General features: G+C 55.8%; 14 protein-coding genes. 5 read left to right on the top strand and 9 right to left on the bottom strand.

Features of this window, described 5'->3' with window-relative positions; genetic code table 11:
• Positions 1 to 139: 139 nt before the first annotated feature.
• Entirely contained in the window at positions 140 to 352 is a 213-nt protein-coding gene (locus FHW71_RS19650) for a hypothetical protein (RefSeq protein ID WP_179452805.1), read from the bottom strand.
• Between FHW71_RS19650 and mdtD the strand changes: the two genes are divergently transcribed.
• Positions 291 to 1,694 (top strand): multidrug transporter subunit MdtD, encoded by a 1,404-nt coding sequence (gene mdtD, locus FHW71_RS19655; RefSeq protein ID WP_179452921.1) that lies wholly within the window; start codon positions 291 to 293, stop codon positions 1,692 to 1,694. The two genes, FHW71_RS19650 and mdtD, sit on opposite strands and share 62 nt — an antisense overlap.
• On the opposite strand, the gene rbsR is transcribed toward mdtD, so the two are convergent.
• From rbsR to FHW71_RS19690, 7 genes are all read right to left on the bottom strand, one after another.
• Positions 1,691 to 2,674: a ribose operon transcriptional repressor RbsR gene (gene rbsR, locus FHW71_RS19660; protein WP_179452923.1), complete on the bottom strand. Its 984-nt coding sequence runs from the start codon at positions 2,672 to 2,674 to the stop codon at positions 1,691 to 1,693. The genes mdtD and rbsR overlap by 4 nt on opposite strands.
• A gap of 13 nt (positions 2,675 to 2,687) precedes the next feature.
• A complete protein-coding gene (gene rbsK, locus FHW71_RS19665) occupies positions 2,688 to 3,617 on the bottom strand; it encodes a ribokinase (protein ID WP_179452920.1) in 930 nt (309 codons plus the stop codon).
• A gap of 64 nt (positions 3,618 to 3,681) precedes the next feature.
• Positions 3,682 to 4,557, bottom strand: coding sequence for a ribose ABC transporter substrate-binding protein RbsB (gene rbsB / locus FHW71_RS19670; protein WP_008106759.1), 876 nt, complete (start codon positions 4,555 to 4,557; stop codon positions 3,682 to 3,684).
• 26 nt (positions 4,558 to 4,583) lie between these two features.
• On the bottom strand, positions 4,584 to 5,555 hold the full coding sequence (gene rbsC / locus FHW71_RS19675) for a ribose ABC transporter permease (RefSeq protein WP_008106756.1): 972 nt from the start codon (positions 5,553 to 5,555) through the stop codon (positions 4,584 to 4,586).
• Positions 5,552 to 7,060, bottom strand: a complete 1,509-nt coding sequence (gene rbsA, locus FHW71_RS19680; RefSeq protein WP_154181876.1) for a ribose ABC transporter ATP-binding protein RbsA — start codon at positions 7,058 to 7,060, stop codon at positions 5,552 to 5,554. Before rbsA ends, rbsC begins: the two co-directional genes overlap by 4 nt.
• A gap of 7 nt (positions 7,061 to 7,067) precedes the next feature.
• Positions 7,068 to 7,487, bottom strand: coding sequence for a D-ribose pyranase (gene rbsD, locus FHW71_RS19685; protein ID WP_008106751.1), 420 nt, complete (start codon positions 7,485 to 7,487; stop codon positions 7,068 to 7,070).
• 172 nt (positions 7,488 to 7,659) lie between these two features.
• Positions 7,660 to 8,055 carry a YgiW/YdeI family stress tolerance OB fold protein gene (locus FHW71_RS19690; RefSeq protein ID WP_008106749.1) on the bottom strand — a complete coding sequence of 132 codons (396 nt, stop codon included), beginning with the start codon at positions 8,053 to 8,055 and terminating at the stop codon, positions 7,660 to 7,662.
• A 180-nt stretch (positions 8,056 to 8,235) separates the two neighbouring features.
• Between FHW71_RS19690 and qseB the strand changes: the two genes are divergently transcribed.
• Entirely contained in the window at positions 8,236 to 8,898 is a 663-nt protein-coding gene (qseB, locus tag FHW71_RS19695) for a quorum sensing response regulator transcription factor QseB (protein ID WP_179452919.1), read from the top strand.
• On the top strand, positions 8,895 to 10,226 hold the full coding sequence (gene qseC / locus FHW71_RS19700) for a quorum sensing histidine kinase QseC (protein WP_179452918.1): 1,332 nt from the start codon (positions 8,895 to 8,897) through the stop codon (positions 10,224 to 10,226). The genes qseB and qseC overlap by 4 nt, the downstream gene beginning before the upstream one ends.
• A gap of 11 nt (positions 10,227 to 10,237) precedes the next feature.
• On the opposite strand, the gene kup is transcribed toward qseC, so the two are convergent.
• Positions 10,238 to 12,106 carry a low affinity potassium transporter Kup gene (kup, locus tag FHW71_RS19705; protein WP_008106742.1) on the bottom strand — a complete coding sequence of 623 codons (1,869 nt, stop codon included), beginning with the start codon at positions 12,104 to 12,106 and terminating at the stop codon, positions 10,238 to 10,240.
• Positions 12,107 to 12,403: 297 nt separating this feature from the next.
• On the opposite strand from kup, the gene ravA reads away from it, so the two are divergent.
• Positions 12,404 to 13,900: an ATPase RavA gene (gene ravA / locus FHW71_RS19710; RefSeq protein WP_036648974.1), complete on the top strand. Its 1,497-nt coding sequence runs from the start codon at positions 12,404 to 12,406 to the stop codon at positions 13,898 to 13,900.
• Positions 13,897 to 15,357, top strand: coding sequence for an ATPase RavA stimulator ViaA (viaA, locus tag FHW71_RS19715; protein ID WP_179452917.1), 1,461 nt, complete (start codon positions 13,897 to 13,899; stop codon positions 15,355 to 15,357). Before ravA ends, viaA begins: the two co-directional genes overlap by 4 nt.
• The last annotated feature ends 59 nt before the right edge of the window (positions 15,358 to 15,416 follow it).

The raw sequence follows: 15,416 nt of genomic DNA on the forward strand, positions 1-15,416 counted from the left end.
TGAATTTCTTCACTCCCTGCTGAGCCGTCTGCGTTGCCGCTTTGCCGTCTCAGTGGTGGCGCATTATAGGGAGTTATTCGGAGGTGACAAGGGTTAATTGCAAAAAAATGACTGAGCGCCTCTTTTTTAAACGAACGCGTTAAAAACAGACATTTCCCGGCGAAGAATCAGTCAAAACCGCCGCTTCATCGGCACAAATCAGCGCCATCACCTTAAACACCAATGCTATTCTCTTTAACCAAACGTAATTTCTTTGTCGCAGGCTGACAATTATTCGAGAAGGACTTTCAATGATTCGCTCCGCGCGCAGTATGGCCGGCTTGCCCTGGATCGCCGCCATGGCGTTTTTCATGCAAGCACTTGATGCCACCATCCTGAATACTGCGCTTCCTGCTATCGCCACCAGCCTTGAACGTTCTCCTTTAGCCATGCAATCCGCCATCATCAGTTATACGCTAACGGTGGCAATGCTGATCCCGGTGAGTGGCTGGTTGGCCGATCGTTACGGCACACGCAAAATCTTCATTCTTGCGGTATCGCTATTTACGCTCGGTTCGCTGGCCTGTGCCTTGTCCGGCTCGCTGAGCATGTTAGTGGTCTCGCGCGTGGTGCAAGGGATTGGCGGAGCGATGATGATGCCCGTCGCGCGCCTGGCACTGTTACGCGCTTATCCGCGCAGTGAACTGCTGCCGGTGTTGAACTTCGTTACCATGCCGGGTTTAGTGGGGCCGATTCTCGGCCCGATGCTGGGCGGATTGTTAGTGACCTACGCCAGCTGGCACTGGATATTCCTTATCAACATTCCCATCGGTATCGCCGGCATCTTTTACGCGCGCAAATATATGCCGGACTTCACGACCCCAAAACGCCGCTTCGACTTTTTAGGCTTCCTGCTGTTTGGATTGGGTCTGGTGTTAATCTCTGTCGGCATCGAACTGTTTGGCGAGCGCGTGGTATTGCCGTGGCAAGCGGTGTTGGTGCTGTTTAGCGGCATTGCATTGCTTCTTCTTTATATAGTGCACGCGCGCCGCCATCCGGCACCGCTGATTAATCTGCCAATGTTTAAAACCCGCACCTTCTCGGTCGGCATCATTGGCAACATCGCTTCGCGTCTGGGAACCGGCTGCATTCCATTCCTGATGCCGCTGATGTTGCAAGTGGGCTTTGGTTATCCCGCGCTGATTGCCGGTTGCATGATGGGACCGACAGCGATTGGCGCGCTGCTGGCGAAATCCACGGTGACGCAAGTGCTGCGCCGCTTCGGTTATCGCCATACGCTGGTTGGTATCACCATCATCATTGGCATATTGATCGCCACCTTCTCACTGCAATCGCCGGGAGGCAGCGTGGTGATGTTGCTGGCGGCACTGTTGATTTTAGGGATGGCGATGTCAACGCAGTTCACCGCGATGAACACCATCACGCTGGCGGATTTAAATGATGAGAACGCCAGCGGCGGGAACAGTGTACTGGCGGTAACGCAGCAGCTGTCGATCAGCTTTGGTGTGGCAGTGAGCGCCGCAGTGCTGCGTTTCTATCAGGATGTCGAGGCCACAACCGTCGCACAATTCCACGCCACCTTCCTGACGATGGGCGTCGTCACGGTGTTGTCAGCCTTTACCTTTATGATGTTACGTCCGGGCGATGGTCGTAATCTGATCGCCAACCGCGAGAAAAAGAAGAAAACGGCTTAGACCGAACCGCGCTCCACCAACTCCGGCGTCAGCACCAGCGTTTGCTGACTGGCGTCGGGATCGCTCATACGATGAATCAAGGTATCAATCGCCAGTTCGCCTAGCTCATCTTTCGGCTGATGAATGGTGCTAAGCGGCGGCGTCAGGTAACGCGCCAGTTCGATGTTGTCATAGCCCATCACCCCAATATCCTGCGGCACGCGCAATCCGGCCTGGAACAAGGCGTGATAGACGCCAACCGCCATCGCATCGTTGCTGGTAAAGATCGCTTCTGGCAGCGTATCCAGCGTCAAAAGTTGATTCATGGCATTGAAGCCGCCCTGAAACTCAAAATCGCCATCAACCACATAACCCGACGGAACCGCTAATCCACTGCTCGCCATCGCCTTATGGAAGCCCTCAAGACGCAAACGCGCCGGCGTTTTATCCTGCGGGCCGGCAATACAGGCAATACGCGTATAGCCGCGATCGATAAGATGCTGAGTTGCCAGCTCGCCACCGAGCAGCGCATTATCCTGAATAATGTCGCCGCGCCCTTCAAATGGCGCCCAGTCCATCATTACCATCGGCACCGACGGATAGCGATTGAGGATCTCCGCTGAAGGCAGATGGGTTTCGGTGCACATCATTAACAAACCATCGACGCGCTTTTGCATCAGCGTCTCAAGGCTGCGATTCATGCGTTCTTCATCGCCTTCGGTATTACACAGAATCAGGCTGTAGCCGCGTTCGTAGCAGCTGTTTTCCACGCCGCGCACCACTTCGGAATAGAACGGGTTACTGCTGGCGGTCAGCAGCATGCCGATGGTGCGGGTTTGTTTGATCTTCAGGCTGCGCGCCAGTGCGGACGGCGCATAGTTAAGCTCACGAATTGCCTGATCCACCTTTTCACGCACCTGCTCGCTGACAAAGCGATTGTTATTAATGACGTGTGAAACGGTGGAAGTTGAGACGCCCGCCAGGCGGGCGACATCTTTCATGGTAGCCAAGCGCTTAGCCCTGTTGTTGCAGGAAGGCGTCGATCTCAGTACGCCACGGCACTGAGGGCTGCGCGCCCGGACGCGTTACCGCAATCGCGGCGGCGGCATGGGCGAAACGCACGGCATCGTGCATTGGCACACCTTCCAGACGTGCGGTAATAAACGCTCCGTTGAAGGTATCGCCTGCCGCGATAGTATCGATGGCCTGCACGCTGAAGCCCGGAATGCGCACGCCGTTGCCTTGCTCACTCAGCCACACACCGCGACGGCCTAAAGTGATTAATACAGTATCAATACCTTTGGCATGCAATGCCGCAGCAGCACGCGCTGCATCTTCATCGCTCTTCACCGCAATGCCTGTGAGAATTTCAGCTTCGGTTTCATTTGGCGTGATGATGTCGATAAGCGCGAGCAGCTCATCAGAGAGCGCGGTGGCCGGCGCGGGATTCAGGATCACTTGCGTCTGCTGCGCGCGGGCAATCTTCGCGGCGGCCAGAACGCTTTCCAGCGGAGATTCCAGCTGCATCAGCAACGCATCGGCATCGGCAATCACTTGCTGGTGCTGCGCAACGCGAGTCGGCGTCAGCGCGGCATTGGCACCGGAATAAATGCCGATATTATTTTCGCCTTCGCCATTCACGAAGATCATCGCTACACCGGTCGATTCATCAGCGACGGTTTCAACGGGTGCGGTATCAATGCGGTCTTGCTGCAACTGCTGACGAATGCGCTCGCCGATATCATCAGCGCCGACGCAGGCAATAAAGGCAATATCTGCACCAGCACGACCCGCAGCCACCGCCTGATTGGCCCCTTTGCCGCCAAAGGCAATTTGGTACTGTTTCCCGATCACCGTTTCGCCCGGACGTGGAAAGTGGGCGAGGTTAAGGATGTGATCGGCATTAATGCTGCCGAGAACGGCCAGTTTTGCGCTTGTGGTCATTGGGATTCATCCAGAAAGATGCGCCACCAGGACGGTGGCGCGTTGCCCTGCTTTTCTTTACTTATTATTTGGTAACCAGCTTCAGGTCAACCGGATTAACCGCCTGCACCTTTTCGCCTTTCAATACTTTATCGGCAGTCTGCACGCCAATCACACCAATCTTGTCTGGCATCTGAGCCACAGTGGCGGTCAGTTTACCTGATTCGACAGCTTTCACACCGTCAGCGGTGCCGTCAAAGCCCACCACCAGCACGTCGGTTTTCCCGGCAGTTTGCAGCGCACGCAGCGCGCCCAGCGCCATTTCGTCGTTCTGAGCGAAGACGGCCTGCACATCCGGATGTCCCTGCAACAGGTTCTGCATTACGTTCAGACCTTTAGTACGGTCGAAGTCAGCAGGCTGGCTCGCCAGGATGTTGAATTTGTGCGCATCAGCCGCTTGTTTAAAGCCTTCGCCACGCTCACGCGCCGCAGACGTACCGGCAATGCCTTGCAGTTCAATGATCTTCGCGCCATCGCCCAATTTTTTGGCGATGAAGTCACCGGCCATTTTGCCGCCGAAACGGTTGTCAGAAGCCACGTGGCTCACCACGGTGCCTTGTGCTGCTACGCGGTCCAGCGTGATCACCGGAATATTCGCCTGGTTTGCCATCTTAACGGCGTTACCCACCGCATCAGAATCGGTTGGGTTGATCAGCAAAAGCTTGGTGCCACGTACCGTCAGATCCTGCACGTTCGCCAGCTCTTTCGCCGGGTTGTTCTGCGAATCCAGCACCACGAGGTTATAACCCAGTTGGTCAGCTTCTTTCTGTGCGCCATCTTTCAGAGACACAAAGAACGGATTATTCAGGGTTGAAACCACCAGAGCAATGGTGTCCTTTGCCATCGCGCCAGCACTGAGGGTGGCGCCAAGAATGACGGCCAATGCAGTTAACTTTTTCATTTTTAAATCCTGTGTGAAGGTCAGAGTTATTTACTGCTTTTGTTATCCACCAGCACCGCTAGCAGAATGACGACGGCTTTAACAATCATTTGGTAGTAAGACGATACGCCCATCAGATTCAGGCCGTTGTTCAGGAAACCGAGGATCAACGCACCAATCAGCGTGCCCATGATGCGACCTTTGCCGCCCGCCAGGCTGGTACCACCCAGCACCACCGCCGCGATCGCATCCAGTTCATAACCGGTGCCCGCGGTAGGTTGTGCGGAAGAGAGACGCGCCACCTCGATGGTGCCCGCCAATGCCGCCAGCAGGCCGCACAGCGAATAAACGATGATTTTGACGCGATTAACGTTGATGCCCGACAAGCGAGTCGCCGCTTCGTTGCCACCCAACGCATAGATGTAACGGCCAAGGCGCGTGTGATGCAGCATGTACCACGCCAGCCCAAACACCGCGACCATCAGCCACACCGGCGTTGGGATGCCAAGCGGACGACCGATACCGAACCAGCCAAACAGATCGGCGTTATCGTTGAAGCCGGTATTGATCGGGCTGCCGTTGGTGTAAACCATGGTGACGCCGCGCAGCAGCAGCATCATCACCAGCGTAGCGATGAAAGCCTGCACCTTGCCGCGCGCCACAATCACGCCGGTAATACCGCCAATTGCCGCTCCCAGCGCCAGCGAAGCCGCAACGGCCACCAGCGCATTGACTTCTAATCCGACAATCGATGCCGCCACCGCGCCGGTCAGCGCCAGCAGCGATCCCACCGACAGATCAATGCCCGAAGTCAGAATCACCAGCGTCATGCCGACCGCCATAATGGCGTTGACCGACGTCTGCTGCAGAATGTTGAACATGTTGGCCAGCGTGAAGAAGTTCGGGCTCTGGCTGGCAACCACGGCGATCAGCACGATCAATGCAATCAGTGATTTCTGCTCCAGCAGCCAGGCTTTGCTGAACCAACGACGGCTGGCGGGTAAGGTTTGGGTGCTCATACAACTAACTCCTCGCTGTGTTGCTTACCGACTGCCGCCGCCATCAGGGATTCCTGGGTAGCTTGCTCACGGGAAAATTCGCCACTCAGATGGCCTTCATGCATCACCACGATGCGGTCGCTCATGCCCAGAACTTCGGGCATTTCCGACGACACCAAAATGATGCTCAGCCCTTCGGCTTTAAACTGGTTAATTAACTGATAAATTTCTTTCTTTGCCCCGACATCGACGCCGCGCGTTGGCTCATCAAGAATCAACACATCAGGACGCGTCATCAGACCACGCGCAATCGCCACTTTTTGCTGATTACCGCCGGACAGCAGGCCAATCGGCTGCTCCATTGAAGGGGTTTTGACGTTGAACAGGCGGATAAAATCGCCCACCGCCAACTGCTCGTCGCTGTGTCTCAGGTTGCCCGCGCCGGTGCTGAAATAGCGCAGCGCGGTCAGCGACATGTTCTCTTTCACCGACATGCCCAACACCAAACCATCGCGCTTACGATCTTCGGAGATATAAACGATGCCGTTCGCCAATCCGTCTTGCGGGGAGCGAGTGGTGATTTCACGGCCATTCAGCGTGACTTTACCTTTGCTGCGCGGCAGCGCGCCGTACAGCACTTTCATTAGTTCGGTACGTCCCGCGCCCATCAGGCCCGACACGCCAAGGATTTCCCCTTTGCGCAGCGTAAAGCTGACGTCATCAACACCCGGACCGCTGAGGTTTTCGACTTTTAAGCGGATCTCACCCGGCTGTTGATCGATACGTGGATATTGATCTTCCAGCTTGCGGCCGACCATCATCTCGATCAGGCTCTCTTCGCTGAGATCGCACACAGCGCGCTCGGCAATAAACTGCCCATCGCGGAACACGGTGACGTCATCGCAAATCTCGAAGATCTCTTTCATGCGGTGCGAGATATAGACGATGCCGCAGCCCTGCGCTTTCAGTTCGTTGATGACGCGGAACAGCGACAGCGTTTCGGTATCGGTCAGCGCATCGGTCGGTTCATCCATAATGATGACCTTCGACTCGAAGCTGAGCACTTTGGCGATCTCGACCATCTGCTGATCGCCAATCGACAAATCGCCCACCAGCTTATGGCTGCTGAAGCGCAGATTGAGGCGCTTTAATAGCGCATCCGCCTCGGCGTACATCTTTTTCCATTCGATGCGGCCAAAGCGGTTAACAAATTCGCGGCCAAGGAAGATATTCTCGGCGACGGTCAATTGCGGAATCAGGTTAAGTTCCTGATGGATAATGCCAATACCCGCTTCCTGCGACGCTTTCGGGCCAGAGAACGCCACATCCTTACCGAGCCACTGCATAGAACCGGCATCCATGCTGTATATGCCGGTCAGCACTTTCATCATGGTGGATTTGCCCGCGCCGTTTTCGCCCACCAGCGCCATTGCGCGTCCCGCATAAACGGCGAGCGATGCGCCATTCAGCGCTTTAACGCCAGGAAACGACTTTTCAATCCCTTTGAGTTGCAATAACGGTTGCATAGCGGCCTCAGAAGGTCACGCCGGCGCTTAGGATGACATTCGCATACGGAGAACACTCTCCGCTGCGAATGACCGCCTGACTACGCTGCGTTTGTTGTTTGAATTGTTCATGGCTGGTGTAACGGATGGTGATGACATTTCCCTGGTGCTGTTGCAAGGCTTCGAGCACGGCGAGCAGTGCGCTATGGAGCTGCGGATTGTGCTGCTTAATCTCCTCCGCCATCAGGGCGCTTTCGACCTGCATCTCCTGCGTGACAACCTCAACCACCTGTAAAAATTCGGGCGTACCCGGCGTTAACGCCAGATCGATGCGCTGTGGACCAGCCGGAATCGGCAAGCCTGCATCGGCAATCGTCAGCGTATCGGTGTGCCCCAGGCGAGCAATCACATGAGAGACTTCAGCGTTTAACAAGCGACCTTTTTTCATTTATTCCACTCCACAGCGAAACGTTTCGCTGATCGGGAGTGTATAAAATGCGCACGGCAACTCAATGGCGGCATCACGGAAATGTGATCGCCATCGAAACGTTTCGCTTGTGCCAGAGAGAATTTGAGTTTGGTGGGATGTTGGAGCCGCTGCTGCGGCCCCGAAGCAGGGATTAAGGCAGTTTACGTACCTGTTTCACGTCCAGTTCGATGGAGTTGAAATCTTTATCCAGTTCGCCGGTCAGTTCTACCTGATCCTTCGGCGTGATGGTCAAACCGTTCCAGCGTTTATGATCGATCTCGACCTTCATGGTGCCGGTGGCATCACGGAACTGATAATCCTCATCACCGATTTGCTTCTCAAGCGTACCGCGCACGGTGATCCAGCTATCGTCCTTCATCTCTTCGGCCTGTTTAACCGTGACAACGCTGGTGTTATCGGCTTTGAAACCACCGGATTTCACCTGAGCGGATGGCGCATTCGGATCAACAAAGCCACCTTGCTGAGCGGCAAGAACCGGCGTGGCGGCCAGAGCGATGATGGCTAACAGGGCTGCAGATTTTTTCATATTTCACCTCTTTTCCATGAATGTGTTGGTTTACGGAAGCTATTTCACCATAAGGTTCTTAACAGGATCTTAAGAGAATCCGTTGGGCTAACATTCATGAAAAATAGTCTATTTGCCGGGATTTTCGCTGTACAAGAGCGATTGTGCTTCGTATAACTCCGCTTAACAGAAGGAGAGTTGATGCGCATTTTACTGATAGAAGATGACACGCTGATTGGCGACGGTTTGAAAGTCGGGTTAACCAAACTTGGTTTCAGCGTGGATTGGTTTGTCTCCGGCGAAGCCGGATTTCAGGCGTTGACGGCTGCGCCCTGGGACGCGGTGGTGCTGGATCTGTCGCTGCCAGAACGTGATGGTCTGGATATCCTGCGTCAGTGGCGCCAGCAAGGACAGGATGTGCCGGTGCTGATCCTCACCGCGCGCGATGCGCTCGATCAGCGCGTTCAGGGATTGCAGCTCGGCGCTGACGATTATCTGTGCAAGCCGTTTGCGCTAACAGAAGTAGCGGCTCGCTTGCAGGCGCTGATCCGTCGCCGTCATGGGCAACTGCAGCCGGAACTGAAACACGGCAAAGTGGTCATGGCGCCCGGTAGCCACAGCGTGCAGTGCGATGGTGAAGCCGTCAGCCTGAAGAGCCGCGAACTGGCGCTGCTGGAGCTGTTTCTGCGCAATCCCGGCCGCGTGCTGACGCGCAGTCAGCTTGAGGAAAAGCTCTACAGCTGGGATGAAGATGTCTCCAGCAATGCGGTGGAAGTGCACATTCATCATCTGCGCAAGAAACTCGGCAGCCAGTTTATTCGTACCGTACACGGCGTCGGTTATACGTTGGGAACGGAAGAATGAGTCTGTTTCTGCGCCTCGCCATCGGCTTTGTGCTGCTGATTATGCTGTGCGGCGGCCTTGCCAGCCTCAGCGCCTGGCACCAAACCCGCGATACGGTAGACGAGCTGTTTGATACTCAGCAAATGCTGTTCGCCAAACGTTTAATTACGCTCGATCCCACCTCGCTACAGGACGAAAAACTGCCTAAAACCAAGTCGATCCTGCGTCATCATCGTGGCGATCAGGATGACGATGCGCTGGCGTTTGCCATCTTCAGCGCTGACGGCCAGCCGCTGCTCAATGACGGCGAAAATGGGCGTGATTTACAGTTTGATTACCAACGTGATGGCTTTACCGATGGCCGCCTACGCGGCGATAAAGATAGCTGGCGCTTAGTGTGGCTAACTTCCGCGGATAAGCGTTATCGCGTGGTGGTTGGGCAAGAGTGGGAATACCGCGAAGATATGACGCGCGATCTGGCGCTCAGTAGCCTGCTGCCATGGTTGATCGCCATGCCTTTTATGCTGCTGTTGCTGCTGGCGCTGGTGTGGTTCGAGCTGCGCCCATTGAAGCGCCTCACGCTTTCGCTGCATCAACGAGCGCCGGACGATGCCACGCCATTGCCGGACACGCGCCTGCCTAAAGAAGTGAAGCCGCTGGTGGTGGCGCTCAACGGCTTGTTCAGTCGTATGGCGCATCTGGTGCAGCGCGAACGTCGCTTTACCTCCGATGCCGCCCATGAACTGCGCAGCCCGCTGGCGGCGCTGCGCGTGCAGAGCGAAGTGATTCAGCTGGCCGATGATGATGAAGCGATGCGTAAACGGGCGATTCAGCAGCTGGATAGCGGCATTGTGCGCGCCACGCGTCTGGTGGATCAGCTCTTAACACTGTCACGCGTGGAAGCTGACGATCTGCGCAGTGAGTTTCAACCGGTGGCGCTGGCGCCGCTGCTGCAAAACCTGCTGGCGGAGCATTTCCCGCAGGCGGAACAACAAAATACCGCTTTGCAGTTCACCAGCTACGCCGAACCGGTGATGAACGGTCATCCGCTATTGCTGGGATTAATGGTGCGGAATCTGCTGGATAACGCGCTGCGCTATTCGCCGTCGGACAGCACTATTGATGTGCAGCTCAACGTTCGCGCCATTACCGTTGATGATAACGGGCCGGGGGTCAGCGATGAGCAGTTGGCAAGGTTGGGTGAACGCTTCTGGCGACCTCCGGGACAGGCGCAAACCGGCAGCGGATTGGGGCTTTCCATCGTGAAGAATATTGCCCAGCTGCACGGCATTCGCTTGCAGTTCAGCCAGCGCGCCAGCGGAGGATTGCGCGTCACCTTGAGTTGGTGACGCGCGCAGCGTTAAATCTCGACCTGGGTTCCCAGCTCGATCACGCGGTTCGGTGGGATTTCAAACTGATCCGGCGCGCGCAGCGCATTGCGTTGTAGCGCGAGGAACAGCTTGCCGCGCAGGCGCAGATACCACGGACGATCGCCGATAATCAGCGATTCATGCGACATAAAGAACGAAGTCTCCATCATGCGGCAGTTCAGCCCTTCAAGACCGCAGCGGTGGAAGATCTCTTCAACGTTTGGCGTTTCGCGCCAGCCGTAACTCGCTACCACGCGCCAGAAGGTTGGCGACAACTGTTCGATAGTCACACGACGGACGTTATGCACGTAAGGCGCATCTTCCGTACGCAGCGTCAGCAGCACCACGCGCTCATGCAACACTTTGTTGTGCTTGAGGTTATGCAGCATGGCAAACGGAATCACGTTCAGCGCCCGCGACATATACACCGCAGTGCCCGGCACGCGTACCGGCGGCGATTTCTCCAGCGACGCGATCATCGCTTCGAGGGAATTGCCGTGCTCATGCATACGACGCAGCAGGCGGAAACGCTCGCTTTTCCAGGTGGTCATGATGATGAACATCATCAACGCCAGCGTCAGCGGCAGCCAACCACCGGAGAACACCTTGATCAGGTTGGCGGAGAACAGCGACACGTCGATGATCAACATGGCAATCAGAATCAACACCACCAGATAGCGGTTCCAGTGCCAGTTTTGAATCGCCACGGTTGAACAGAGAATAGCTGTCAGCACCATGGTGCCGGTTACCGCAATGCCGTACGCCGCCGCCAGATTGCTGGAGTGCTCGAAGCCGACAATCACAATCACTACCGAGAAATAGAGCAGCCAGTTAATCACTGGAATATAGATCTGCCCGGACTCCTCTTCTGAGGTGTGCACAATGCGCATCGGTGGCAAATAGCCGAGACGCACCGCCTGACGCGTTAATGAGAACACGCCGGAAATCACCGCCTGCGACGCAATCACCGTGGCTAAGGTCGCAAGAATCAACATCGGGATCAGCATCCAATCCGGCGCGAGCAGGAAGAACGGGTTTTTGATCGCTTCGGGATGTTTGAGCAGCAGCGCGCCCTGACCAAAGTAGTTGAGCACCAGCGAAGGCAGCACCACGATGAACCAGGCAAGACGAATCGGGAATTTACCGAAGTGGCCCATATCGGCATACAGCGCTTCTACGCCGGTAATCGCCAGCACCACCGCGCCCAGGGCGAAGAAGGAAACGGTTTTATATTGGATGAAGAAGTGCACCGCCCAATACGGGTTCATCGCATGCAGGACGTCAGGATTGTCGATAATGCTGCGCGCGCCCAGTACCGCCAGCACCAAAAACCACAGCAGCATTACTGGCGCGAACAGCTTGCCGACGATACCGGTGCCGTGTTTTTGGATAACAAACAGTAAAGTCAGCACCGCAATCGCCAACGGCACGATGTAGGCATCAAGACTTGGCGCGGCAATTTCCAGACCTTCAATCGCCGATAACACCGAAACCGCCGGCGTAATCACCACTTCCCCGTAGAAGAAGCTGCCGCCAATCAGTCCCATGATCACCAGAATTGCCGTGGCTCTGGCGCCGGTATGGCGTCCGGCCAGCGACATCAGCGTTAAAATCCCGCCTTCACCGGCGTTATCCGCGCGCATCACGTAGCTGATGTACTTCAGCGACACCACCAGAATCAGCAGCCAGAAGATCAGCGACAGGAAGCCAAATACCGCTTCGCGCTCTACGCCAAATCCAAACTGACCAGAGAGACATTCACGCAATGTATAGAGCGGGCTGGTACCAATATCGCCATACACCACGCCAATTGCCGCCAGCGTGACTGCCCCAAGGGACTGTTTCTTATCCGAGCTCATAAGTTGTCTTTTGTTGGAGCCGGAGGCACTTGCCTTCCGCTCAAGCCATCAAAAAGCGCACAGTATGCACATATTCCCAAAAAAACCTACTCTTACAAAGTGTCACCATCGCGTTGGTGACGCGGTTTTTCGCCGAAAATAGCGCCAAAAAACCGTTGGAAGCGGCGAGTTCTCTCGCATCAACCTTCTGAAACAAAAAAGCTGACGGCTATCAACGCAATCGCGCATGATAATCAGTAGAGTATTGCGCTCGCCAGAATATGACGGCACCAGGATCAAAAGGATAATGATGTGATTATGGCTCAACCCCATCTTTTGGCAGAAAGAATTTCTCGCCTGAGCAACGCTCTGGAAAAAGGGCTGTATGAACGCCATCATGCGATCCGCCTCTGTTTGCTGGCAGCCTTAAGTGGCGAAAGCGTGTTTCTGCTCGGGCCGCCAGGCATCGCCAAGAGTCTGATTGCCCGCCGATTAAAATATGCCTTCCAGCACGCCCGCGCTTTTGAATACCTGATGACCCGTTTTTCCACTCCGGAAGAGGTGTTTGGCCCGCTGTCGATTCAGGCACTGAAAGATGAAGGGCGGTATCAGCGTCTGACCAAAGGTTATCTGCCAGATGCCGAAATTGTCTTCCTCGACGAAATCTGGAAAGCCGGCCCGGCGATTCTGAATACCTTGCTGACCGCCATCAACGAACGCCGCTTCCGTAATGGCGACAGCGAAGAAAAAATTCCGATGCGCTTGCTGGTTACCGCTTCCAACGAACTGCCGGAAGCCGATAGCGGACTGGAAGCGCTGTATGACCGCATGTTGATTCGCTTGTGGCTGGATAACGTGCATGAGAAGCAGAACTTCCGCAGCATGCTCACCCACCAGCAGGATGAAAACGACAATCCGGTGGCGGAATCGCTGCGCATCAGCGATGAAGAGTATGAACAGTGGCAGAAAGGCATCAGCCAGGTCAGTTTGCCGGATCACGTGTTTGAACTGATCTATCAGCTACGTCAGCAGTTAGAAACGCTGCCGGACGCGCCGTACATTTCCGATCGTCGCTGGAAGAAAGCCATTCATCTGTTGCAGGCCAGCGCCTTTTATAGCGGTCGCGTGACTATCGCGCCCATCGACTTAGTACTGCTGAAAGATTGCCTGTGGCATGACGTGGCATCGATGAAAATGCTGGATCGCGAAATCGATACGCTGATGTCGCAACATGCGTGGCAGCAGCAAGCGCTGCTGCACAAGCTGCAGCAGATCAAAGGCCGCCGTCTGGCGCTGCAACAGCAGCAAAGCGTGGCGCAAGCGCTGACGCTGGAGAAACACAGCGGCATGTTCAGCCGCAAACCGCATTACGAATTACCCGCCGCCATTACCGATGAGCAGCTGACGCTGATGCTGCAACAGCCGTTAATGCTGCACGACATGCAGGTGACGCACATTCTGATTGGCCGTGAAGCACTGGATCAGTGGCTGCTGAAGGGCGGTGAAATTCGCGGCAAGCTGAACGGCATCGGCTTTGGTCAGACGTTGGATATGTTAGTGGATACGCATCATTGTCTGACGCTGCGCGATGTTAGCCTGCAATCCACGCGTCTGACGCTGCCGGGCGCCAGCAGCAGCAGCGAGATGCCGCAGGAGATCGCCGATGAATACGAAGCGCTGGAAACCCAGTTGCGCGCGCAGCGCACGCTGTTCAGCCAGCATCAGCGCTGCCTGTTCATCAGTGATGACTGGCTGGCACGCATTGAAACCAGCCTGCAGGATGTCGCGGAACAGCTGAAACAGGCGAGAAAATGATCTCATTGGAGACGCTGAGTGCGCTGCTGTCGATTGGCGAAACCGAGTTAATCGAAGAGCTGATTATCGCGCTGCTCGCCTCGCCGCAGCTGGCGCTGTTCTTTGAGAAGTTTCCCCGCCTGAAGCAAGCCATGATGCGCGATCTGCCACGCTGGCGATCGGAGATCGCCGAGCAGATCAAAGTCACGCCGGTGCCAGAAGCGCTGGCGCAGGAGTTTCAGCTTTTTCAGCAGATGCAGCTGCTCAGCACGCAACATTTCACCCAGCAGTTACCCAACATCATGACGCAGCTGAAAAGCCTGCCGTCGCCCTTCATCGAAGAAGCCAGCAAACTGCTGCTGAATGCCGAAAGTGACCAGCTCAGCAACGCGCAACACACACTGTTCCTGCAACGCTGGCGTCTCAGCCTGACGCTGCAAACGCTGACGCTGAATGAAACTATTCTCGAAGAGCAGCGCGAACGCTTGATGGCCGAGCTGCAGCAGCGCATGGCGATCAGCGGTCAGCTGGCGCCAATCCTTACCGATGATGATGAAGCCGCCGCCGGACGCCTATGGGATTTGAGCAAAGCGCCGCTGCAGCACGGCGATTACGAACTGATCGTGCAATACGGCGATTTCCTCGCCCAGCAGCCGGAGCTGATGAAGCTAGCGCAGCAGCTGGGTCGCAGCCGCGAAGCTAAATCGGTGCCGTCGCAGGATGCGCCGCTGGAGGAGTTTCACCAGCTGGTACGCGAACCGGATAACGTGCCGGAAGAGGTCAGCGGCATTCATCAAAGCGATGATGTGCTGCGTCTGTTACCGCCTGAATTGGCGGCATTGAGCATCAGCGAGTTAGAGCTGGAATTTTATCGGCGCTTAGTCGAAAAACGCTTGCTGACTTATCGTCTGCAGGGCGATGCGTGGCATGAAAAAGTGACCATGAGTCCGGTCAGCCACCAGCAGCATGAAGAGCAACCGCGCGGCCCGTTTATCGTCTGCGTTGATACGTCCGGTTCGATGGGCGGTTTCAACGAACGCTGCGCCAAAGCCTTTTGCCTGGCGTTACTGAAAGTGGCGCTGGCGGATAAGCGCCGCTGCTACATCATGCTGTTCGCTCATGAAGTGATCGGCTATGAGCTCACCGCTGACAACGGCATTGAGCAGGCGATCCGTTTCCTCAGCCAGCGTTTTCGCGGCGGCACCGATCTCGCTGCCTGCCTTGCGGCGGTGGTGAAACGCATGGAAGGCAGCGCCTGGCAGGAAGCGGATGCGGTGATCGTCTCTGACTTTATTGCCCAACGTTTGCCGGACGACATCGTCAACACCATTAAGCAGCGTCAGCGCCAACATCAACAGCGCTTCCATGCGGTGGCGATGTCGCTGCATGGCAAACCCGGCATCCTGCGCATCTTCGATCACATCTGGCGCTTCGATACCGGCCTGAAAAGCCGTCTGCTGCGCCGCTGGCAGCGCTAATTCATCTGACGGAAATGCTAATTTGCTATATTGATAAGTTCGAGCACATAGCAAACTGG

The organism is Enterobacter sp. Sphag1F, from assembly GCF_014193275.1.
Lineage (GTDB): Bacteria > Pseudomonadota > Gammaproteobacteria > Enterobacterales > Enterobacteriaceae > Pantoea > Pantoea symbiotica.

What these genes read in the sequence shown, in the direction of transcription:
- rbsA (WP_154181876.1), bottom strand. Translation starts at nt 7,060, where the DNA reads ATGCAACCGTTATTGCAACTCAAAGGGATTGAAAAGTCGTTTCCTGGC.
- rbsD (WP_008106751.1), bottom strand. Translation starts at nt 7,487, where the DNA reads ATGAAAAAAGGTCGCTTGTTAAACGCTGAAGTCTCTCATGTGATTGCT.
- FHW71_RS19650 (WP_179452805.1), bottom strand. Translation starts at nt 352, where the DNA reads ATGAAAAACGCCATGGCGGCGATCCAGGGCAAGCCGGCCATACTGCGC.
- mdtD (WP_179452921.1), top strand. Translation starts at nt 291, where the DNA reads ATGATTCGCTCCGCGCGCAGTATGGCCGGCTTGCCCTGGATCGCCGCC.
- qseC (WP_179452918.1), top strand. Translation starts at nt 8,895, where the DNA reads ATGAGTCTGTTTCTGCGCCTCGCCATCGGCTTTGTGCTGCTGATTATG.
- rbsK (WP_179452920.1), bottom strand. Translation starts at nt 3,617, where the DNA reads ATGACCACAAGCGCAAAACTGGCCGTTCTCGGCAGCATTAATGCCGAT.
- viaA (WP_179452917.1), top strand. Translation starts at nt 13,897, where the DNA reads ATGATCTCATTGGAGACGCTGAGTGCGCTGCTGTCGATTGGCGAAACC.
- ravA (WP_036648974.1), top strand. Translation starts at nt 12,404, where the DNA reads ATGGCTCAACCCCATCTTTTGGCAGAAAGAATTTCTCGCCTGAGCAAC.
- rbsR (WP_179452923.1), bottom strand. Translation starts at nt 2,674, where the DNA reads ATGAAAGATGTCGCCCGCCTGGCGGGCGTCTCAACTTCCACCGTTTCA.
- qseB (WP_179452919.1), top strand. Translation starts at nt 8,236, where the DNA reads ATGCGCATTTTACTGATAGAAGATGACACGCTGATTGGCGACGGTTTG.
- rbsC (WP_008106756.1), bottom strand. Translation starts at nt 5,555, where the DNA reads ATGAGCACCCAAACCTTACCCGCCAGCCGTCGTTGGTTCAGCAAAGCC.
- kup (WP_008106742.1), bottom strand. Translation starts at nt 12,106, where the DNA reads ATGAGCTCGGATAAGAAACAGTCCCTTGGGGCAGTCACGCTGGCGGCA.
- rbsB (WP_008106759.1), bottom strand. Translation starts at nt 4,557, where the DNA reads ATGAAAAAGTTAACTGCATTGGCCGTCATTCTTGGCGCCACCCTCAGT.
- FHW71_RS19690 (WP_008106749.1), bottom strand. Translation starts at nt 8,055, where the DNA reads ATGAAAAAATCTGCAGCCCTGTTAGCCATCATCGCTCTGGCCGCCACG.